At 46.3% G+C, this 22397-nt stretch carries 20 protein-coding genes; 13 read left to right on the top strand and 7 right to left on the bottom strand.

Annotated elements, in window-relative coordinates; translation table 11 throughout:
- Positions 1 to 99 precede the first annotated feature (99 nt).
- The 9 genes from QUD86_RS05260 (at position 100) to QUD86_RS05225 (ending at position 6887) form a co-directional block, all read left to right on the top strand.
- Entirely contained in the window at positions 100 to 681 is a 582-nt protein-coding gene (locus QUD86_RS05260) for a hypothetical protein (RefSeq protein WP_286295691.1), read from the top strand.
- A 196-nt stretch (positions 682 to 877) separates the two neighbouring features.
- Positions 878 to 1117, top strand: a complete 240-nt coding sequence (locus tag QUD86_RS05255; RefSeq protein WP_286295690.1) for a FeoA family protein — start codon at positions 878 to 880, stop codon at positions 1115 to 1117.
- Between the two features lie 2 nt (positions 1118 to 1119).
- On the top strand, positions 1120 to 3033 hold the full coding sequence (feoB, locus tag QUD86_RS05250) for a ferrous iron transporter B (RefSeq protein ID WP_286295689.1): 1914 nt from the start codon (positions 1120 to 1122) through the stop codon (positions 3031 to 3033).
- Positions 3034 to 3200: 167 nt separating this feature from the next.
- Complete coding sequence (locus QUD86_RS05245) at positions 3201 to 3893, top strand: fumarylacetoacetate hydrolase family protein (RefSeq protein WP_286295688.1); 693 nt, start codon at positions 3201 to 3203, stop codon at positions 3891 to 3893.
- 176 nt (positions 3894 to 4069) lie between these two features.
- Positions 4070 to 4228, top strand: a complete 159-nt coding sequence (locus tag QUD86_RS09515; RefSeq protein ID WP_353506519.1) for a DUF5993 family protein — start codon at positions 4070 to 4072, stop codon at positions 4226 to 4228.
- Positions 4225 to 4788, top strand: coding sequence for a disulfide bond formation protein B (locus QUD86_RS05240; protein ID WP_286295687.1), 564 nt, complete (start codon positions 4225 to 4227; stop codon positions 4786 to 4788). The genes QUD86_RS09515 and QUD86_RS05240 overlap by 4 nt, the downstream gene beginning before the upstream one ends.
- Positions 4789 to 4806: 18 nt before the next feature.
- Positions 4807 to 5814: a Bug family tripartite tricarboxylate transporter substrate binding protein gene (locus QUD86_RS05235; protein WP_286295686.1), complete on the top strand. Its 1008-nt coding sequence runs from the start codon at positions 4807 to 4809 to the stop codon at positions 5812 to 5814.
- 86 nt (positions 5815 to 5900) lie between these two features.
- Positions 5901 to 6371, top strand: a complete 471-nt coding sequence (locus tag QUD86_RS05230; RefSeq protein ID WP_286295685.1) for a hypothetical protein — start codon at positions 5901 to 5903, stop codon at positions 6369 to 6371.
- Positions 6372 to 6410: 39 nt separating this feature from the next.
- Positions 6411 to 6887 (top strand): glycine zipper family protein, encoded by a 477-nt coding sequence (locus QUD86_RS05225; RefSeq protein WP_286295684.1) that lies wholly within the window; start codon positions 6411 to 6413, stop codon positions 6885 to 6887.
- Between the two features lie 15 nt (positions 6888 to 6902).
- Here QUD86_RS05225 and QUD86_RS05220 read toward each other — a convergent pair whose 3' ends face one another.
- The 5 genes from QUD86_RS05220 to trxA all read right to left on the bottom strand — a co-directional run bounded on the left by QUD86_RS05220 (position 6903) and on the right by trxA (position 12522).
- On the bottom strand, positions 6903 to 8294 hold the full coding sequence (locus QUD86_RS05220; protein WP_286295683.1) for an MATE family efflux transporter: 1392 nt from the start codon (positions 8292 to 8294) through the stop codon (positions 6903 to 6905).
- 9 nt (positions 8295 to 8303) lie between these two features.
- Positions 8304 to 10025, bottom strand: coding sequence for an ArnT family glycosyltransferase (locus QUD86_RS05215; protein WP_286295682.1), 1722 nt, complete (start codon positions 10023 to 10025; stop codon positions 8304 to 8306).
- Between the two features lie 125 nt (positions 10026 to 10150).
- On the bottom strand, positions 10151 to 10498 hold the full coding sequence (locus QUD86_RS05210) for a type B 50S ribosomal protein L31 (RefSeq protein WP_286295681.1): 348 nt from the start codon (positions 10496 to 10498) through the stop codon (positions 10151 to 10153).
- 143 nt (positions 10499 to 10641) lie between these two features.
- Entirely contained in the window at positions 10642 to 11904 is a 1263-nt protein-coding gene (gene rho, locus QUD86_RS05205; protein WP_100378692.1) for a transcription termination factor Rho, read from the bottom strand.
- A 291-nt stretch (positions 11905 to 12195) separates the two neighbouring features.
- Positions 12196 to 12522, bottom strand: coding sequence for a thioredoxin TrxA (trxA, locus tag QUD86_RS05200; protein ID WP_286295680.1), 327 nt, complete (start codon positions 12520 to 12522; stop codon positions 12196 to 12198).
- A gap of 120 nt (positions 12523 to 12642) precedes the next feature.
- Here trxA and QUD86_RS05195 point away from each other — a divergent pair, with 120 nt between their 5' ends.
- The 4 genes from QUD86_RS05195 to QUD86_RS05180 all read left to right on the top strand — a co-directional run bounded on the left by QUD86_RS05195 (position 12643) and on the right by QUD86_RS05180 (position 20258).
- Positions 12643 to 15636: a PD-(D/E)XK nuclease family protein gene (locus tag QUD86_RS05195; RefSeq protein ID WP_286295679.1), complete on the top strand. Its 2994-nt coding sequence runs from the start codon at positions 12643 to 12645 to the stop codon at positions 15634 to 15636.
- On the top strand, positions 15633 to 19172 hold the full coding sequence (locus tag QUD86_RS05190) for a UvrD-helicase domain-containing protein (RefSeq protein WP_286295678.1): 3540 nt from the start codon (positions 15633 to 15635) through the stop codon (positions 19170 to 19172). Before QUD86_RS05195 ends, QUD86_RS05190 begins: the two co-directional genes overlap by 4 nt.
- Positions 19173 to 19281: 109 nt before the next feature.
- Positions 19282 to 20127, top strand: a complete 846-nt coding sequence (locus QUD86_RS05185) for a tetratricopeptide repeat protein (protein ID WP_286295677.1) — start codon at positions 19282 to 19284, stop codon at positions 20125 to 20127.
- Positions 20128 to 20129: 2 nt separating this feature from the next.
- Positions 20130 to 20258, top strand: coding sequence for a hypothetical protein (locus QUD86_RS05180; RefSeq protein WP_286295676.1), 129 nt, complete (start codon positions 20130 to 20132; stop codon positions 20256 to 20258).
- A gap of 117 nt (positions 20259 to 20375) precedes the next feature.
- Here QUD86_RS05180 and QUD86_RS05175 read toward each other — a convergent pair whose 3' ends face one another.
- Together QUD86_RS05175 and QUD86_RS05170 are read right to left on the bottom strand one after the other, a co-directional pair.
- Positions 20376 to 21326 carry a tripartite tricarboxylate transporter substrate binding protein gene (locus tag QUD86_RS05175; protein WP_286295675.1) on the bottom strand — a complete coding sequence of 317 codons (951 nt, stop codon included), beginning with the start codon at positions 21324 to 21326 and terminating at the stop codon, positions 20376 to 20378.
- A complete protein-coding gene (locus QUD86_RS05170; protein WP_286295674.1) occupies positions 21323 to 22390 on the bottom strand; it encodes a tartrate dehydrogenase in 1068 nt (355 codons plus the stop codon). The genes QUD86_RS05175 and QUD86_RS05170 overlap by 4 nt, the downstream gene beginning before the upstream one ends.
- Positions 22391 to 22397 lie beyond the last annotated feature (7 nt).

Raw genomic sequence — 22397 nt, 5'->3', positions numbered from 1 at the left:
ATTCAGGTTTATTGTCCTTAAGGCTGCCTTATTTAATGGTTACAATGAATTTAAGGCTCAAAACCTGAATCCTTTATAAACCTTCACTGAGGAGTTATTTTGAAGAACACATTACTAACCACGCTAATCGCATCATTGGGCTTACTTGCTGCTAGTTCAGTTTACGCTCAGGCTCCCGCAAAAATGTTGCCATTGGCTGCTGAGGCTGTTGTTTTGACTGCTACCGTCGACTCAGTTGATGTTAAAAAACGCATTGTGGTGCTGAAAGACGCTAACGGCAATTTTGCTCAGATGAATGTTGCTAAATCAGTCAATGATTTGGATAAGGTTAAAAAGGGCGATCTATTTGTTGTTGAGCATGCTCAAGCGATTGCAGTAGGTTTGGTTGCTGTTGCCAAGGATGTCAAACCAGGCGTTTCTGGTGTGCGTTCTGTTGTGATTTCTGGCAAGGGATCTGCAAAGCCATTTGAAGAAACAACGGACACCGTTTACGCTACCGTCAAAATCAGCACAATTGATGCAAAGACACGTATTGTGACCTTCACATTACCATCCGGTGAGAAACAAAAAGTTAAGGTAGACCCTAGTGTTCTTGGGCTTGAGAAATTTAAGGCAGGCGACGATGTGATGGTTGAGTTTGTTGACGATACCGCGATTGGCTTTGTAACACCAAAGAAATAAGCTATTAAGGCAGGCTACCGTGCTTTTACAGTAAAAGAAAGGCCCGCATTGCGGGCCTTTCTGCTTTAGGGGTCTGTGCCATGACGATGGCAAAGGTATTAAAAAATGATTTAATTCGTACAAATGATATTCATTCTCATCTGGCCCTATAATCCGTATATGACATCCAGACTTCTTTTTTAAAACACTACTGACAATGAACCTGAAAGAGGTACGCCCCGGAATGAAGGTTTTTGTAAAGAGCATCGCTCTAGCAATTGGGGTGGATGGGGATATTCGTGGTCAGCTTGAAGATATTGGCTTTCTGCCGGGCGAGCAGCTTGAGGTACTTCGTAAGGGTTTCTTAGGTCAGGGCCCCATTATGGTTCGCGTGGGATCTTCTACCTTTGCCCTACGAGAGTCCGAAGCGCAGTTGATTGAGGTGGAGCCTCTATAACGATGTCTGAAGCGAAGGTTCATTTCTTTCCTAGCGAGCCACTAGTTGCTTTATTGGGCAATCCTAATTGCGGTAAGACGGCCCTATTTAATTTATTGACAGGCAGTCGTCAGAAAGTCGCCAATTATTCCGGTGTTACTGTTGAGAGAAAAGAGGGGCGCCTTAACTTCGATTCTGGAAAAGCGATTCGTGTGCTCGACCTACCTGGCGCCTATAGTCTTTATCCCCGATCATTGGATGAGCGTGTGACTTGCAATGTCCTGCATGGCAATGCTGTCGGTGAGAAGCGCCCAGATCTGGTGCTGTGCATCTTGAGCGCGATGAACCTTAGGCGTAATCTGCGTCTAGTGTTATCGGCAAAGCGATTGGGCCTTCCTTGCGTGGTTGTATTAAACATGGTTGACATAGCTAAGCGCCAAGGCCTTGAAATAAATACTGAGGCACTCTCAGGTCTGTTGGGCTTGCCAATTATTCAAAGTGTTGGAATTGAGGCGGATGGGGCGGATGCGCTTAAGCATTATCTTGCCCATCTGGATTGGAAAAATCTATCAGCTTTGCAAGTAAGCAATGTAGATGAGGGTGTGGAGTCAACAATGGATCACTCTGCTCATACCGAATCTGACAACATTGAAGTACATCGCATTTTGCAGTCACTGAACTTGGATCAAATCATTCCCGATGAGGTAAGTGATCGATTGGATGCTGTTCTGCTGCATCCAGTATTGGGTCCGATTATTTTGTGCGTACTGTTATTTTTTATTTTCCAGGCCGTATTTAGTTGGGCAACGTGGCCTATGGAGATGATCAAGGCGGGAGTGGAGTGGCTTGGGCTCATTATTGGTGACCTGCTACCGAATCACTGGCTACGTAGTTTATTAATCGATGGCATTTTGGCGGGCGTAGGTGGAGTTCTGATTTTTTTACCTCAGATTCTGATTTTATTTTTCTTCATTCTTCTCCTGGAAGAGTCGGGCTATTTACCTAGGGCAGCTTATCTTTTAGATCGTTTGATGGGTAGGGTTGGCTTATCAGGGCGCTCCTTTATCCCCCTGCTATCGAGCTTCGCTTGTGCCATTCCAGGAATTATGGCAACACGCAGTATTTCTAATTCACGAGATCGCTTGGTTACCATCTTGATTGCCCCGATGATGACTTGTTCCGCACGCCTTCCGGTCTATGCCTTGTTAATCTCTGCATTTATTCCCAATAAAACGCTTGGCTATGGATTGGATCTACAGGGATTTGTTTTATTTATTTTATATATCGCAGGTATTCTGGGGGCCATGGCAGTGGCATGGGTGCTAAAGCGTTTTACTAGTGAAAAATTAAGGCTTAATGCCTTGATGATGGAGTTGCCTAGCTATCACCTTCCTAGATTGAGTAATTTAGCGATTGGTCTTTGGCAGCGCGCAGAGATTTTTCTCAGACGTGTTGGCGGCATCATTTTGATCATGACTATTGGCCTATGGTTTTTGGCTAGCTTTCCGTTGCCCCCTGAGAATGCTTCTGGAGCATCAATTCAATACAGTGTTGCCGGCATGATCGGAAATGCTTTAGCGGTAGTTTTTGAGCCTATTGGTTTTAATTGGCAAATTAGTATTGCTTTGGTGCCAGGTATGGCTGCTCGCGAAGTCGTGGTTAGTTCATTAGCTACGGTATACGCCCTTTCTAGTGCTGGAGCAGAGGCGGCTGATGCTTTGGTGCCACTGATTTCCAATAGCTGGAGTTTGGCAACCGCATTATCGCTGCTGGCCTGGTTCGTCTTTGCCCCCCAATGCTTATCTACGATCGCTGCCGTAAGGCGAGAGACTGGTAGTTGGAAAATTCCGATTGTGATGCTGAGCTATCTTTTTAGTTTGGCCTATCTTGCAGCTTTTATTACGTATCAGCTGAGCTTGTTTTTTGGCTTAGGATAGAGCTAGTAATAATTTAAATCTCTCGTTATGACATTTAAGCATGATTCATTATTGGCAAACACTTTGATTCTTGTATCAATACTATTAGTAGAAATGCCATAATTAACTCATATCATTTTAATGAGCAATAAGATCCTCCAATAAGCTACTTATTCGAAAGGCAATACATGAGCACTTTTTACGTAATTGATCCACCACTCATGCCCTCACTTCCGGTGGTTGGTGATACCCGCCGTTTTGCTGTTAACCGCATTTATTGTGTGGGGCGCAACTACGCTGATCACGCGCGTGAGATGGGTCACGATCCAGATCGAGAGCCGCCATTCTTTTTTATGAAGCCCGCTAATTCGATCGTGACAGATGGCATGGATATGCAATACCCAGCGCTTTCGAATGATGTTCATCATGAAATTGAAATGGTTGTGGCTATCGGCAAAGGTGGGAACAACATTACTGCTGATAAAGCCCTTGAGCATGTCTATGGTTATGGCGTTGGTTTAGATATGACGCGTCGTGATCTACAGGGCGAAGCAAAAAAAATGGGTCGTCCGTGGGATACGGGCAAAGCATTTGATCAGTCAGCCCCTTGTGCCGCAATTACGCCCGCTGTGCAGTGTGGACATCTTAGTTCCGGAACTGTGCAGTTATCAGTAAATGGTGAAGTTCGCCAAGAGGGAAATTTAAACCAGCTCATCTGGAATATTCCAGACACGATTGCTTATTTATCGACCTTGTTTACCCTTGAACCAGGCGACTTGATTTTTTCAGGTACGCCTGCAGGAGTTGGCCCAGTAAAGAGGGGTGATGTGCTTGAGGGGAATGTTGAGGGACTCACTCCCTTGAAAATCAACATTATTTAAGTTAATCGATTCAGCCTGCATAAAAAACTGGAATATAGATGGGGTAGACCATGAGGTCGCTCGGTATAGTAATAATATAGTTGATAGGGGTATGGTGTTTTTTGTTAAATGCTGTGTAAAGCCCCTTTTTTAAGCTTTGTTGAAGAATAGAACTTGCACTGCGATAGAATTTAACTATGTATATGTTTCTTCCCTTTCTCACAGCTCTTATCGGCCTCATTTTTGTATGGTTTGAGAAGCGTCTGGTGGGATTGGTATTTTTGGCAATAACAGTCTTTATTCTGATGTATTGGTTCCGTATTCATGCCACAGACCATCTTAGTATCAGTCTATGAGTAAGCAGGCCTTTCCCTCCTTAGCTAGCCTAGGCAATCAACTGGCCTTGGCGGCCATCATTGGCATGCTGTCGTATGCTTTTGTCGATCAATTCGTTTTTGGTGAATTGCCTTGCCCACTATGCCTAATGCAGCGCATGGCATTTGTCATTATTGGTGTTGCATTGGTGCTCAACATCCGCTTTGGTGCGCATTCATCTCATTATGGTTGGGGCATCATTGGTGGTTTACTTGGTATGACGGTTTCATTGCGCCAAATACTGCTACATATTGCTCCGGGCGATCAGGGATTTGGTAAAACTTTTTTAGAAATTCATTTTTATACTTGGGCTTTTGTAGGCTATTTAGGCCTAATTGCTGGCATCGCTATTTTATTAATGCTACCCAACCGAGACGTGCGTTCACGTTCTATGCTGGCTAATGCACTGATTATTATTTTTATTCTATTGGTAGTCGGCAATCTCATTTCAACGCTAATGGAGTGTGGCATCGGTCCTTGTGTCGATGATCCCGTGAAATATGATGGGTGGCTCTGGTTGCGGGCTCGTTTCGGTTTTTGATCTATCAATGATCTTTTCATGAGCAAGCTTTCAAAAGTAGTAAAACAATGGGTGTGTTTGCTAGCTCTTTTTGCTGCCAGTATGACCGCTCAAGCCCAAGCCTCTCAATCTAAGATCCATTCTTCAGCATGGCCTTCGCAGGCTATTCGAATCATTGTGACTTTTACGCCTGGCGGAGCTCCTGATATTTTGGCGCGCGTTCTTGCCGAAAATTGGCAGAAAAACTTAGGTGTCCCAGTGTTAGTTGAAAATCGTCCGGGCTACGGCGGAAACATCGGCGCAGATATTGTTGCTAAAAGTAATCCTGATGGCTATACCTTGCTTATTGGTACCGTCGGCATACATGCAATTAATGGGGCGCTGTACGAGAAGATGTCTTTTCATCCGATAAATGATTTCACACCAATTAGTTTTTTGGCGAGCACTCCGAATGTTTTAGTAGTGAACAAGCGCCTTGGAGTGCGCAGCCTACCTGAACTCATTGAACTTGCTAGAGCCAAGCCGAATGAGCTCACTTTCGGCTCATCGGGCGTGGGTACCTCTTTGCATATGTCCGGAGAATTACTAAAAGAGATGACGGGCATTCAGATGCGCCATATTCCCTATAAAGGTCGCGCTCAGTCGTTACCAGATTTAATTAGTGGCCGGATCTCGATGTTGTTTGATAACCTTTCTTCTTCATTGCCCCTCATTAAAGCAGGAGAAATCCAGGCCCTTGCGGTGACTAGCCTCAAACGTTCACCTGCTGCACCAGAGATTCCAACGATGGCTGAGCAGGGCTTGGCGGGCTTTGAGGCGATCTCTTGGTTCTCATTGATGGCTCCAGCTAATCTTCCAGCCCCTTTGCAAAAGAAGCTAAATTCCCTCACGCGTCAGGCGCTTAATCATCCCGATGTGAGGAGCAGGCTATTGGCTGGTGGCTTAGATCCCGCCCCTGGAAGCCCCCAGGAGTTGACTAAACTGATTCAATCGGAAAGTAATAAATGGGGTAGAGTGGTTCATCAGTCTGGCGCCACATTAGATTAAATTAGCAATAAAAAGTATTTTGTGTCAGCTTAGCTTGAAATAAAGCGTTATTAGTAGTAGATGATGACCAACCTACGGGGTCCACTATGAATACAAAAAAACGACATTCTAAAATCCACCACTTTGCAGTGCTCTCGACTTTAACTGTGGCCCTTATTTGTACTGTGATTCCGATTTCTGCACAAGCAGCTTGGGCTGTAGCGGTAGGGGGTTCTTACGGTGGGGGTTGGCGGCCTGCAGCGTACGGCCCGGGCCCAGGCTATGGTGGTTGGGGTCCTGGCTGGAGAGGTGGCTATTATGGCGGCGGCTACGGCTATCCATACGGGGGTGCATTCTATGCACCGCAAGTGGTTTATGCGGCCCCTCCAGTGGTAACCTACACGCCTCCACAGCAACCCATGGTACTGGCAGCTCAGCCTCAAGCACCGGTTTGGTACTACTGTGAGGCCAGCCAGCAATACTTTCCCTATGCCCAAAGCTGTTCTTCTGGGTGGCAAGCACAAGCAGTAATGCCTCCCTCTAGTAATTCTTTACCGAATCAAGGGATTCGGAATTAGTTTAATTAGTTTGATTAGTTTAATTACTTAGGACTTCATATGAAACGCACCGTACTTTCTATTGTTTTACTCGGCTCATTGGCTGCTTGTGTTTCTGCTCCTACAGGACCAACCATTGCAATCATGCCCCGCGAAGGTAAGCCCTTTGAAGTCTTTCAACAGGAAGACATCGTTTGTCGTGAGTTTGCGGCTAATGCTATCAAAGAGGGAAGTAATGCCGCTTTGAAGGAGGGTGCCACTAGCGCATTAATTGGCGCCGCCTTGGGTGCAGCAGCAGGCGCAGTAATTCAAGGTGGTAGTAGTCAGAATATTGGTACTGGCGCAGGTGTGGGTTTGCTCGGCGGTGCTGCTATGGGCGCTATGGGTTCGGCTGGCAAGCAGAATCAATCTCAAAACCAGTACAACATTGCCTATCAACAGTGCATGTACTCCAAAGGCAATCAAGTGCCTAGTTACCCAACGCAAGGCGGTAACCGAAACTATGCGCCTCCTAGTGGATTTAAGCCAATCCAGTAAGGGGTTGGTCCTTATCTAAACCAGGAGTGGTGGTCGCGTTTTTTCAAAACGGTCCGCCGTTCTTCTAAACAAATACAGTAGTAAAAATGCCGCTAGTCCCAGACTGATACTGTTGCCAGCCCAAAAGCCGTTGGCACCTTGTAAAAATTCTGGGGTATTGCCAAAAACGTTAAAGCCCATTAAATAGCCACCACCAAGCCCAACACCCCAAAGGGAGCCGGCATGAATTAACATCGGCCAAAAGGCAATGCGATAGGCACGCAGAATAAAGGCAGCAGTAATTTGTAGAGCATCAAAAACTTGATAAAAAGCAATGAACAAAAAGAGTGGAATAGCAAACACCTTTACTTCATCTGGCGGATCATAAAGTTCCAATAATTGCACTCTATAGACCCAGACAATGATCCCCATGGTCATGCATAGGCTTGTGGTGAAAAATACCGAGGACCAGCCAATTTCTTCCGCACGAGCCTGTCGATTGGCGCCGATGGCTTGAGAGACTAAAGTCATCGTGGCTATCGAAAGTGAAAGCGGAACCATATACATGACGGTTCCCAAATTAGCGACAATTTGATGTCCCGCCAAAGCGGTTGTCCCTAGACGGGCGATAAACAAGGACATAAAAGTAAACGAGGTTACTTCAATTAAATAACTAAAGCCAATGGGGGCCCCTAGCTTTAACAGCGTCCAGATACGATGCCAATCCGGCCAGCTAAAACGAGAAAATATTTTGAAGGACTTATAAAAACCATCAAACAGAACAAAGCTTAAAGTAATGATTAGCCAAAACCAATTAATAATGATGGTAGCTACGGCGCAGCCTGGCCCGCCCATCGCTTCAATACCAAATCCACCATAAATAAATAAAAGATTGAGTGGTAGCTTTAAGCACAGGCCGATAATTTGCACTACAGTAATGACGGTAGGGCGTGAGACTGCATTGTGTAGGGCCATCAACACCCGCATTGCCATACTTGCCGGAAGTCCGATTGCTAAGATGCTGAGATAAAGACGGGCTTTGCCCTCAATATCAAAATTCACTTGAGAGATTGCTAATAGATGATCAGCATTTAATAAGATAAAACTACCTAAGACGGTTAGTCCCAGTGCTAGCCAAGTTGCTTGGCGCACTTCTTCGCCGATTTCGTCAAAGCGTTTCGCACCGAATAGCTGTCCAGCGATTGGTGCAAGTGCAGAAATGACGCCTGTTAGACCGACATAAACACTAATAAAAATAGCGGATGCCATTGCCAGAGCTGCAAGATCGTCTGCAGAATAGCGCGCTGTCATGGCGGTATCGAGAACCCCAAATGCAATCACCGCCAGCTGGCCAATCAGAATAGGGCCCGCTAGTTTTAATAGGGCCGGTACGTCCTCGCGAAGACGTGATAATTTGAAGTGCAGCACTATAGGCCCTTAATTTGCAGGCGTCACTTGATAAAGGCGAAGGCGCTCATCGCGATCAGCGGCGCGGCGATCTTCCCAGAGCAATTCAATTTTCTTTTTATTTAAGCTTGCATAAGCCTTTGCTTCAAGAGAGCTGTGGGTAAGCATTAAATTGCAGCTTGGGTCATCGCGTAGTTGTAGTTTTGAAAAGTAGCTAAAGGAGGCTAGCTGCGCTGAACCTAGGTTGCTAGTGTCGATGCATCCTGGAGTGTTAGCAATAATTTTCTCAAGACGTTCAGATACATGGCGATATGTTTTAGCGTAGTCAATGGTTGGGAGCCACAATGTCATCAGCAGCACCCACATAAGGGTAGTGCCAGAGGCGGAGATGATTAAACAGCGCCAAATTTCTTTTGGGGCACGTGAAGTTCTCCATCGTACGATAGCTAACCATATGCCGGTAATGATCAAAGCGATCACAAAGGTGAGGTAGTCAAGTTGCGCTTGAAATCCAGGCAATAGTCTCTGTAAATTAGCGGCGGTAGATTGGGGAAAGCCAGTGATTTTTGCTAACCAGATAATCCAAATGGCTAAGGCAATGATCGTAAAACTAAACATTGCAAACCAATCAATAAAGCTAATCAGGCCACGTTTTAATATGGGCAGACTAAATGCGGCGATGATGGCAAGACTGGGGATTAAGATGATGAGATCGTGCTCATTTGCTTCGGATCTAAACAGAAGATAAATGCAGCAGCCCACAAAAAAACTCAGGGGAATGCAGAGGTGAGGTGCGCGCCATTGCCCCGTCTTTTGTGCGCGACTCCAATGGGCAAGTGAGATTATTGCCAAGGGCCAAACAGGCCAAGCGTAGGCCCAAAAGTTCACGCTCATAAAGCTGAGTGACGCAATAGAGGGTCGACCTTGCATCTCAGGCATATTGCGCCAACCTTCTTGGGCGATATGCCGCCATTCAGGGGAGAGGTTGCCAAGATGCCACAGGATGGGCCAAATGGCGAAACCGATTAAACCCAAAACGGTGCTGGTTAATGTCCAGCGAAAACGAAGTTTTACATTACTCGCAAGCACCGCAATAATTGTGGAGCAAACAACGATTAAGCTCAGCGTAAGATTACTTGATAGGGCAATAATGGCAATGCCAAGGCCGGTCCACAGGCCTCCTTGCCAGGGCTTATCCAGTCCACGCACAGTTCCATACAGCACAATACTGATTGCCATCAACTGCGCCATCATGGGTGTTGTTTCATGTGCCCGTTGGGCGAGTCCCACGCATGCAAGAAATATTAGTAGGGCGCCATCCGCCAAAGTCATTCCATAATTTTTAAGGCCGGGTTGACCACCTACGGCCAATGCCATTGGTTGTACTTCAGGTCTACGGCCTAGTAAGTAGGTGGTATACCAAATGGCTAGGGCAGCGGCAAAGAAGCATATTGCGGAATAAAGACGAGCGGCATTGGCCATGCCAATTAGAGGACCAAAAAGATCCATCAAGACGGCGCCTAGCCAATACGGAAAAGGTGCCCCTAAGGAAACATCACGTCCAGCAAGGTGGGGAACAACCCAGTCTAGGGCCTTACCCTGTTGCAAGATCCACATTCCGCCAAAACCAATAGCATCCTCATTCTTCCAAGGATCCCGCGCAAAAAGTCCAGCGAGACCATAAACCAAGGTCAGCGCAAAAATAATAATGCGTGGAATGGAGGTGGTGGCGGCGGCGGTGAGTTTAACCATAGATCGGGTGGTACTAGACAACAAACATACTCAATTAAAACGGGTGAAGCTGGCAATAAAAAAGGCAGCAAATGCTGCCTTGGTTATCTCGCAGGGATGGTCTACTCAACCAAACCCTACTGTTATTAAGCCTTCTTTTTAGCTGGCTTTTCAGCAGCCTTAGCTTCTGCGGCGGCTGCTTTTTTCTCAGCAGTTTTTGCAGCGCCATCACCAGCAGCCTTAGCAACTGCTTTGGTACCGAATTTCTGACGGAATTTCTCAACACGACCAGCGGTATCCATAATTTTCTGGGTGCCAGTGTAGAAAGGGTGCGACTCGGATGAAGTCTCGATTTTGGCTAATGGATACTCATTGCCATCTTCCCACTTAATTTTCTCTCTCGTAGACATAGTAGAGCGAGTCTTGAAGCTAAAGTTGTTGGAAACGTCTACAAAGACGATTTCGCGATATTCGGGGTGAATGCCAGGTTTCATTGTTAGTCCTATTAGCAGGTAGCCGTTTAGATCAAAAGACCTAAATACTTACCCAGTTAAATGCCGTTGTTACAGCGGTAAAAAAGAAATTATGCCATGAAATCAATGGGAAAGCGCAGTTTTACTGGCTTTCTCGAATGAGATTAGCTGCCTTTACGCATCAAATCAAAGAATTCACTATTGTTTTTGGTTGATTTGAGCTTATCCACGATGAAGTTCATCGCCTCAATATCATCCATATCTGCCAATAATTTACGTAAAACCCAGATTTTCTGGAGATTTTCCGCTTTTACCAGCAGTTCTTCACGGCGGGTGCCTGATTTGTTCAGGTTAATGGATGGGTAAACGCGGCGCTCAGCCAAGCGACGCTCAAGGTGTACTTCCATGTTGCCGGTACCTTTGAATTCCTCATAGATTAGGTCGTCCATGCGGCTACCTGTTTCAATCAGTGCAGTGGCGATGATGGTAAGTGAACCACCTTCTTCTACATTGCGTGCCGCACCAAAAAAGCGCTTTGGACGTTGCAATGCATTGGCATCGACACCACCAGACAATACTTTGCCTGATGAAGGAATGACGGTGTTGTATGCACGAGCAAGGCGGGTAATCGAGTCAAGCAAGATGATGACATCTTTTTTCATCTCAACTAAGCGCTTCGCCTTTTCAATCACCATCTCAGCAACTTGTACGTGGCGCACTGCAGGCTCATCAAACGTCGAGGCAACTACTTCTCCGCGCACGGAGCGCTGCATTTCAGTAACCTCTTCAGGACGCTCGTCAACTAACAATACGATCAAAATCGCATCGGGATTATTTGCGGCAATCGCGTGAGCAATATGCTGCATCATCACTGTCTTGCCGGATTTTGGGGAGGACACGATCAAGCCACGCTGGCCATAGCCGATCGGGGAAATCATGTCGATGATGCGACCGGTGAGGTTTTCTTCGGCCTTGATATCACGCTCTAGATGGATCGTGCGATTTGGATGAAGTGGTGTGAGGTTTTCGAACATGATGCGGTTCTTTAAGGCCTCTGGCGGTAAGCCGTTGATCTTATCGACTTTTACCAGTGCGAAATAGCGCTCACCATCTTTAGGTGTTCGAACTTCACCCTCTACGCTGTCACCCGTGTGCAGGTTAAAGCGACGAATTTGGGCTGGGGAGATATAAATATCGTCCGGGGAGGCCATATACGAAGCATCAGGTGATCGCAAGAAACCAAAACCATCTGGTAGGACTTCTAAAGTCCCGTCACCAAAAACAGACTCACCTTCCTTAGCGCGCTTTTTGAGGATGGCAAACATTAACTCTTGTTTGCGCATGCGCTGGGTATTTTCAATTTCCAGGCTAGCTGCCATTTCAAGTAGGGCGGATACGTGTAGTACTTTAAGTTCGGATAGTTGCATGTGGTTTTAGGATGTAGATAAAGAGGGGTATGAAAATGGGTCTTGGATTAATTCAGTCTAAATAAATAGTAGACAAGGGTGAAAACAAGAGTTTGGGGGGTACTAAAGAAGAGGGGGTAGGTAACTAGAGGTTGGGGGCGCTATTGAGCGCATTGAAGTACTAATGAACTAGATACTACACTAAAAACTGAGTGCTACCAGTATCAAAAGATACGAAAAGAGGGCTTAGTCGGGTTAAATTCGCCTTTAAAGTCACAGGCTCACTCAGTGAACCCGTGATTAAGGAACATCCTATAAATGACTATCAATAAACGCCGTCAACTGGGATTTAGCCAAAGCGCCTACTTTTTGAGCAGCAACAGTGCCGTTCTTAAATAAAATTAGCGTGGGGATGCCGCGAATATTGAACTGGGCAGGTACGCCGGTATTCTCATCCACATTCATCTTGGCGATCTGTATTTTGTCGCCGTACTCAGCAGATAACTCTTCTAGAATAGGGCCAATCATCTTGCAAGGACCGCACCACTCAGCCCAAAAGTCTAGCAGGACAGGTTTATCGGATTTGAGGACATCTTGCTCGAAAGAAGCGTCAGTTACATATTTAATACCGGCACTCATGAAAATTCCTTATTTAATCTTATGTGGTTAAAGCATTACAAGGCTTATATTAGCAATAAGCCAGACTTTACGCCTAAATTTTCAAAATAGACTAAAAATTAGACCTCCTATCCGTTTTTGATGTCCCAGCCCTTTCCAGTCCTCCTTCGTGAACAGCAGCCGCAGAACTGGAGTGTCACGCCTAATGCAGATGCTTTAAAAGTGCTGGCTCAGGGTATCTGGGATTGCGCGATCCAAACCCGGCAACGTCCATTAGTGGTGTTGAGCACTGCGGGCCCTTTAATGGGAGTACGAGTAGCTTTAGAGAAATATCGCCCCAAGGGGCTCGATCCCCACATTGCGTTCTTACCCCAGGTATTAAGCTTTAATGATTGGTTAGGGGTGGCACCTGGCGCTTGGAAGTTTCCCAAAAAGCAAACAGACCTCGAGCGTTGGCTATCAGTCTTTGTCAATTTACGAAAACACCGAGTATTGCAAAGCTGGTTTAAAGCTGAGAGTGAGGCCGGCGCTTGGGGGCTCGCGCAAGCGGTGATAGACGCATGTGATGCCTTATCGGAAATCGTGATGCCGCAACTGCAGCCTGAGCTATATGCCTTATTGGAATCGCATACGCTGGATGCAGATGCTTGGCTTAAAAAAGTGGCATTTGCCTTAGACCAAGCGGTTGCTAAGGCCTATGTGGGGCTTTCTCGTAAGGTGGTCGATGAAGAGTCTGCGGTACTGCTGGCTTTCTGGCGTCATCTCACAAGCATTGGTGACCCAGTTATTCGAAAACACTTAGCCATGGCGGCGCATTTACAGGCAAGCAAGGCTAGCACATTAGTAGCCAGGCCATTTATATGGGTGCAGACAGCCGACGCAAAGCCGGTTGACCATGAATTAATTGAACAATACCTGCAGAGTTATGCGCAATGGGCGCCCGTCCTGCGGGTAAATCTAGATTGGCAATCCGTAGCTCTATGGAGTGAGGCGCTGTGCGGTCAAGATGCAGAGGGGCAGATAGTCACTGCCGATCTTCAGGCAATAGAGCAAATAGAAAGCAATATTCAGTCTAGTAACCATAAAGGCTGGAATCTACTAGCAGCACGACGTTTTGAAGAGCTAGCCTGGGCTGCAACCAAAGCGATTGAAGCGCATCTCATGTCGGGTAAAAAGAATATTGCTTTAGTCGCCCAAGATCGCTTAGCTGCACGTAGGGCGCGAGCCTTACTCAGTCGCCTAGGTAGTTCATTGCGCATTCGAGATGAGACCGGCTGGAAGTTATCTACTACGCGTGCAGCTGCAGCCCTTGATTCTTGGTTGCAATTAATTCGTGCACCTAAAGAAGGTCCTAGTGCAAACGTATTGCTAGAGTTTTTACAGAATCCTTTTTTTGATCTTGCTCTGAGTCTCGATAAATCACCTCAAGTCTGCATAGGACTTATTGCTCAGCTAGAAGATATCTTGATTGCTAGCCAAGCAAAGTCCGGATGGGAGACCTTTAGGGCCGCTATTGAACGAGCAAATGCTTATGCAGCCAGTAACGGGGGTGCACCTAACGCCCATTTATTAGCGCTGATTGATTTTGTCCAGAATCGACACCGCGCCTGGCAGTACACGAGCGTCGATTGCTTAAGTGCATATAAGCACTTGCAAAAAAATCTACAAGAAACCGGCATGGCAGCGCGTCTTCAAAGCGACTCTGCTGGGGAGCAGTTACTAAAAGTTATTGAGAGTTTTGATCTAAATGCAAGCGCATATCAAGAGGTGAAAATGCGCTTGCCAGAATGGCTGAGCCTATTAAAAACGGTGATTGAAGAAGCTTCTTACGAAGAGGTGGGTACGCAAGCCGCAGCGACACTCAGTATTTTGCCGCTAAGCTCTACGCGCCTTCGTCAATTTGATGCAGTGATTTTAGTAGGCTGTGACGAACAGCAATTGCCGGCATTTGCAGAGCCCCCTTTATTTTTCTCGGATACGCTTAATCGCTATCTCAAGTCATCGACCATTGCCGCGCAATATATCCAGCAGGCTAGAGATCTTTCTCAGTTATTGATCTCTTGCCAGCAGGTGGATCTTCTTTGGCAGAGTAAAAGCAAAAGTGGGGAACCCTTACGCCCATCAGCTTGGATTCAGCGTCTGCAAGCCCAGCTCAAAGATTGGAAGGTGGTTGAGGTCAGGTTCAAGCCGTATGAAGCGCAATCACAGCCAATTGAAATGGCCGTCAGCATTCCAGGGCAAAATTTAGCTATTCCACTTAGCGTTTCTCCAAGCGCTTATAAGGCTTTGCGTAGCTGTCCTTATCGATATTACGTTAGTAGCCTTTTAGGCCTTCGTAAAGCAAAAGAATTTGAAGAAGGTTTTGATGCTTCTTTGGTTGGTCAAACTTTGCACGCATTACTGAAAAACTTTTTTCAAGCACTTAAAACTGAAGGCAATAAGGCGCACTCAACGATACATAATGGACAAGAGGCTCGTCGTCAATGGATGCAAGAGCAGCTCACGCAATATTCTGAAAAGGAATTTGAGCGTCTAATTTCTGGAGATGCGAGAGTACTGGGTACCTTACGGGATTGGCAAAAACAAATTCCAAGCTTTATTGATTGGCAACTCAAGCGTGAGCATGATGGCTGGGTTTATCACGATGCTGAACTACCAGTTGGCTTTACATTAACCTTGATTGACCAGAATGGAGTGGAGCAAGCAATCCGAATTGCAGGCCGTGCCGACCGTTTTGATATTAACGAATCGGATGTGACTACCGCCGCTGTAATTGATTATAAAAATCAAGGCATCAAGAAGATTTCTGACCGTGCTGACCATATTTTGGATGATCCTCAGTTACTAATTTATGCGCGTGGTGTCAATGAGAATGCCACTGTTGCACACCTACCTGGACGAGAGGTAAAACAGGCTGAGTGGGTTAGTCTTAAATCAACCTTAGATAAAGGTGAAGATAAAATTATTCGAGCGCATCCAGTTCAGGATATGCCTGACATGATGCAGCAGTTTTCTGATCAAATTACCCGAGATTTAAATACGCTTTGGGCCCGTAAACCCATGAAAGCTTTTGCACCGGATAGTGTTTGTAAGCACTGCGAAGCCAGAGGTATCTGCAGGAAGGGGATGTGGTGAACGAAGAATTTGATTGCGCCATAGCTTGTAACCCACAAAACTCTGTCATCGTTTCTGCTTGTGCAGGTAGCGGTAAAACTTGGCTATTAGTCGCGAGAATGATTCGACTCTTATTGGCTGGTGCAAAACCTCAAGAGATCTTGGCATTGACTTTTACGCGTAAAGCCGCTCAAGAGATGCGCGATCGTCTTTATGGTTTGCTTGAGGAATTCTCAGCAAGTGATGATGTAACCCTAATGAAGGAGTTGACTAGTCGAGGTCTGAGCGAGCAACAAGCTCTCAAGTTACTGCCAGAAGCAAGGATGCTTTATTTAAAAGTCTTGGCCAGTCCGCAAGCGATTGTGATCGATACCTTTCATGGTTGGTTTGGTCGATTGCTAGGAGCGGCGCCTGTTTCTGCTGATGTTCAGCCAGGATTTAGCTTACGGGAAGATGCCAAACGTCTTCAAGAGGAATGTATGGAAGATTGGTGGGGGGATTTACCTTCCCATCTTAAGAGCCACTATGACGTTTTGTTAGCAGAGTTCGGGGCTAGTGAAACTCAAAAATTCTTAATGGGTAATTACAGCCTATTTAAACAACGGGGTGCGTGGACATTTTTTCAGGATAGCTGCCATGCCCAGGGAATGACTGCGATTACGCATTTGGAGAAATGCCTTCCTGATCTACATAAGCCTAATCCATTAGAGCGCTTTTGGCATCAAACACAAACTAAAGAGAATTTAGCGCTTCTTTTAATATGCTTTAGCAATGGTACTGCCACCCAAATAAGCCGTGTACCTATTATTGAGCGAGCAATAGAGTTGCAGTGCACTGGAAAATCAGTGATGGAAATACTCGATGAGTGGCAGACTCTTTTTCTGACACAAAAAAAAACGCCATTAGCCGATATTGCCAGTACTTCTGCGCCGATGCTCAAGTACCTCGCTAAGTCTGGCGGTGATCCGGCAATTATTACAGCCATTCGTAATGATTGGGTTCAGGCATTTGAAGCGCTTTTTGCTTGGCAAGGCGAGCAACTGATTTGGCGGCTAAATGATGCTTGGTTAGCGATGAGTCAAGCGATGCTGACCCATACGGCAAAAACAAAAGAGTCCATGCGAGTGCGTGACTTTGACGATCTAGAGATTGGCGTTAGTCAATTAATGGCGGATCCAGCGCATGCCGCGTATCTTCAGGCGCGTTTAGATGCCAAGTACAGTCATATTTTAATTGATGAATTTCAGGATACTAATCCCTTGCAGTGGCAGATCTTGCGCTCCTGGTTAGATGGCTATGGTGATGATGGTTCGATGCCAAGCGTATTTATTGTGGGCGATCCCAAACAATCTATTTATCGCTTTCGCCGTGCTGATCCTCGATTATTTAGTAGTGCCAGAGCCTTTCTCATTACCAAGCTTAATGCTAAGCCTTTGTATCAAAATAAGACGCGCAGAAACGCACCGGCCATTAACAATGCAGTAAATGATCTTTTTTTAGCTGGGGCACTACCACCTAGCTATGAGTATGCGCAACAAACTACCACGTGGGTAGCGCCGCCACTATTAACTCCCGATACTAGTTATTTAAGTCAAGGCGAAGCCCAGCTGCTGCCCTTAATCGAGCGAGTAGAGCAGGAGCAACCCGAACGCGTCGGTTCGGCATTTGACAATGCAATAGAGGACTCTGGTCAAACGCTGAGCGTAAGACAGCGTTATGAAGAGGGTCAGCAGGTAGGCCGCCTTATTCATCGCATTATGGCGACACGCTCAGTAGTGGATAAAAAGGATGGCAAAGAATATTGGCGCCCAGCTAGAGGTAGTGATTTCATCTTATTGGTAAAGCGCCGTCAGTATCTACCGCAGTTTGAGAGGGCACTACGTGAGGCAGGCTTGGCGTATGACAGCTCACGCCTGGGGGGCCTTTTAAACACCTTAGAGATTGATGATCTGATTGCATTGCTGACAGTCTTGGTTTCTCCAAGGCATGATTTGCCTCTAGCCCAAGTGCTGAGAAGTCCTATTTTTAGTTTTACGGAAACCCAGATGCAGGCGCTTAGTATGAATATGGGTGATCCAGATACCCCATTCTCTTCATGGTGGGATGCGTTGCAAGCCAGCCAACACCCAGCAACTCAAAAAGCGGCACGTTATTTGGAGCATTGGCGTAATTTGGGTGAAGCTTTGCCGGTTCATGATTTGTTGGACTTAATTTATAGCGAAAGTAATTTGCGTGTTCACTATGCCATTGCCGCTCAAAATCTAGCGCGTGCTCAGGTGCTGGCAAATTTAGATGCCTTTTTAGAGCTTGCTTTAAATCAAGATGGCGGTCGCTATCCAAGCTTAAGTCGCTTTATTGACGAGATCAATACGATGCGTCGTGGCGATGTTGACGAAACTCCCGATGAGGGGGATGTAGAGCTTGAAGCGGAAGCAGAGTCCAATGAAGACATTGGTGAGGTTGATGTGGAAAGCGAAATGTCGGAAGAGGATCAGCATAAGCGCGTAAGGGTGATGACCATTCATGGTGCTAAGGGTCTAGAGGCCCCCTTTGTTATTTTGCTTGACGCTAATAACACTGAGTGGAAGGCGCCTCATCGAGGCGTGCTACTCGATTGGTCTCCAGAAGAGGGTAGCCCAAGCCATCTTTCTCTCTACACCTCTAAGTCGCTGACTGGTATGCGCAAGGCTATCTTTCAAAAAGAAAATGAAGTCAGCCAAAATGAAAACTGGAATTTACTCTACGTCGCCATGACAAGGGCTAAGCAAGGGTTATGGTTCAGCGGTGTGAAGAGCAGAGCTAAAACGGGCATGAATGAACGCTCTTGGTACAGCAGGGCGCTTACTGCTGGCATGCAGATGATGAATCCTTTGGACTTTAATCAGGCAGTCCCCTCTGATGCATTTTTTGAAACTAAAGCAACGTTAGGAAGCATGCCTTTTAAGATGGATCATTTTCAGATTGAGTGGGACCTTGCCCAGCAAAGCCATCTAGCCCATCTGAGCAAAATCGAGAGCGGCTCTTTGGCGCTAGAAAAAATGCAAACGCAGGAGCAGGGCCTACTAGCGCCTGATCCAGAGATTCTAGAGGAGGGGATTCATTTTCATAAGCTGTTGCAGTTCCTCACCCCCCAGTCTGGAGATGTGCCCATCGCGCATATGCAGGGTCAGCAGCAACCAAAAGAGCAAGAGCTGATAGATTGGCTGGGTATCACTCATGTCGGCGCCCAAAAACTACTCGAGCGTGTTCAACAGGTGTTACAGGCGCCAGAGTTACAACATTTCCTCACATCAGGCGAATGGATTCAGGCTTGGAACGAGATTGATATCGCCTCTGAAGATGGCAAGAGCTATCGGATAGATCGGCTTGTAGAGTTTAAAGATCACTTGGCTATCCTAGATTACAAACTCACTATTCCAGAAGCGGGTAGCGAGCAGTATGAAAAATACCGCAAACAATTACAGGGCTATCAAAAGGAGTTATCACGCATTAGAAAAGATAAACCCAATAAGGCCTATTTAATCTCCTCAACAGGCAGTATTAAAGAGGTGAATTAGGCATTCAGCCTCTTGAAATTGTCCCAAAAGCCCTTATATAGGTATGGATTAGCCAAAATTCTCAAACTGGGGATAATCAAAACCTGCAGGCAACATCTCACAAGGAATCATGATGAAAATGCGTAAGCTCATTAATGTACTAGTTGGCATATTCGCCGCAACCGTATTGCTAACTAGCAATGCCGCGTTTGCTGAAGCAACACTGCCTGAAGTTTATCAAGCCATTCAGTCTGGGCAGATGGCTAAGGCCGACGCTATGATGAAAGAGGTTTTGCAAAACCATCCCAATAGCGCAAAAGCAAACTACGTGGCTGCTGAGCTTTATTTAAAAGAAGGTAAGCTGGAATTAGCGCGAAACTATTTCGTTAAAGCGGAAAATTTGGCTCCTGGTTTACCGTTCGCTAAAGCAGAGTCTGTGCAAAAACTGCAGACGCAATTACTTAGCGGTGCCCCATCCATTGCAAGCACCTCTAACCCAGCATCAATCTTTAGTAGCCCACTCTTTTGGGGTTTGATTGCTATTTTGGCAATAGGCATCACCATTGTGATGAAGCGTCGCGCCAAGGATGCCGTTCAAGTTTATAACGCCCCAAGCGCTGGTTATCCTGGTACATCAGGCGGACCTACCCCTTACCCTGGGGCTCCCGGCTCTCCCGGTGTGGCTGGCACCCCAGCAGCAGGGGGTATGGGTGGTGGCTTAATGGGCAGTCTAGCAACTGGTGCTGCATTAGGTGCTGGTATGTATGCAGGTCAAGCTTTGGCTAGCAATTTATTTGGTGGGCATGGAAATACTAATTCTGGGGCCGATCATGCTGGTAACTCAAATATGAATCAAGTGAGCGGCCCAGCATCTATAGACCCTAATTTTGGAGTTCGCGATACCAGTTCCTGGGATGATGGTGGCGCAAGTTCATGGGACGATAGTGGTGGTGGCGATTTTATGAGCGATGTCTAAGGATGGCTGAATTGCTGCGCCATTGGCCCGAAATGATTGAAGTAGGGCAAGCTTGGTTGTATCGAGCAAGCATTTACTCCTCTAATGTATTTTTAGATGATCCGGCTATTCTTGCTTTTGCTTTTTGCTGAAAGCCAAGCCAGCAAAAAATCTGCTCGGCCCCTTCAAAAAATAAGCCCTCAAATTAGAGGGCTTATTTTTTATGATGTAGCTGGGCGCTCAAGAGAATGAGCAATGCAAGGGCGATGCTACTTGATCATTCCTGCATTTTTGGCATCGTCCATTGCCTGAGGAATTTTCTCTTTCATAAAAGCGGGCATTTTCGCTAAGGGAACATCCACAATCACAAATCCTGAATCTTCCAGTTTTTTCTTCGTCTCTGGGTCAGCATTGAGCTGTGCAAAGTAGTCTGACATTCTTTGCTGCAAGATCAACGGAGTGGACTTTGGTACTGCAACACCACGATAGGCGCCATCCACCCAATTTAAACCCAACTCTTTAAAGGTAGGGACATCTGGTAAAGCTGGGTTACGCTTTTCAGTAGCAATAGCGAGGGTGCGCACTTTGCTTTTTTGTTGAATGGCCAATGGTAAGTAACCCATTGCTCCGTCCACATGCATTCCGATCAAGGCGGTAATTAAATCGCCCGTTCCTTTAAAAGGGACGTAATTAATTTTGACGCCAGCTAATTTATTTAAACGTTCTACTGCCATATGGTTAGCTGAGTATTGTGCTGACCCAGCAAGATTGAGTTTTCCAGGCTCTTTTTTAGCGGCAGCAATAAATTCTTGATAGGTTTTGTATGGGCTATCCGCTGAGACCATCAGCGCATCAGGTGTGAAGTGATAATAGTAGATCGCACTAATATCATCAGTCTTGTACTGAATGCCTTCTTGCAGTGGTTGTAAGATGATGTGGGGAATATTAACGCCTACTACTGTGGTGCCATCAGCGGGATAAGTGTTGAGCGCGCTCCATACGAGTGCACCACCAGCGCCGGCACGATTCATGACCACCATAGGCTGTTTAAATTTCTTTGCAGAAATATCTGCTTGATAGCGTGCGACTAAATCAGATTCACCTGCGGGAGGAAAAGGAATGATGTATTGAATGGTTTTGTCTGGGAACGGCTGGGCACTCACCGCTGAGATGATGCTAAGTGAGAGTGCGACAGCCTTAATTAATGTATATAGCTTCATTTAGAAATCTCCTTAATAACTGCATTAGTAACATCACTCATCATGGCAGTACCCCCTAAGTCAAGAGTATGTAATTTAGGATTTATGGTGACGGCTTCGATGGCCTTCATCAGTTTTTTAGCGAGCTCTTTTTCACCTAAGAAATCGAGCATCATGACAGCCGACCAAAAGGTACCAATGGGATTGGCAAGTCCTTTACCCATGATGTCAAATGCAGACCCATGAATCGGTTCGAACATAGATGGATAGCGGCGCTCCGGATCTAGGTTAGCAGTGGGCGCAATACCCAGACTACCAGCCAGTGCAGCCGCCAAGTCACTGAGCACATCAGCATGCAAGTTGGTTGCAACAATCGTATCAAGGGATTCTGGGTGGTTGACCATACGTGCAGTAGCTGCATCAACCAATTCCTTGTCCCAGGTGACATCCGGAAAGTCTTTGGCAACCAGGCGAGCAATTTCATCCCACATCACCATGCCATGGCGCTGGGCATTTGATTTGGTGATTACTGTTAAATGTTTGCGAGGGCGAGACTGCGCTAACTGAAATGCAAAGCGTTGTATGCGCTCTACACCAACGCGCGTCATGATGCTCATATCAGAGGCGACTTCAATCGGATGCCCTTGGTGCGCTCTGCCACCCACACCAGAGTATTCACCTTCTGAGTTCTCACGTACGATGACCCAGTCGAGTTGATTGGGTTTGCAATTGCGTAGAGGGCTTTCAATACCAGGCAATATGCGAGTAGGTCTGACATTGGCGTATTGATCAAATCCTTGGCAGATCTTAAGGCGTAGACCCCATAGTGTGATGTGATCTGGAATATCGGGATCACCAGCTGAGCCAAATAAAATGGCATCTTTGGTGCGCAAAGGCTCAAGACCATCAGCTGGCATCATGACGCCATGTTTGCGGTAGTAGTCACCACCCCAATCAAAACGTTCGAATGCAAAGGCGACTTCAGGATGTTGTTTGCTTAAGGCATTTAATACCTTCTCGCACTCTGGAACGACTTCTTTGCCGATGCCATCACCTGGAATTGAGGCGATTTGGTAAGTCTTCATGGGTCTC

Source organism: Polynucleobacter sp. TUM22923, assembly GCF_030295705.1.
GTDB lineage: Bacteria > Pseudomonadota > Gammaproteobacteria > Burkholderiales > Burkholderiaceae > Polynucleobacter.
This window is presented reverse-complemented; position numbering and strand designations above follow the sequence as displayed.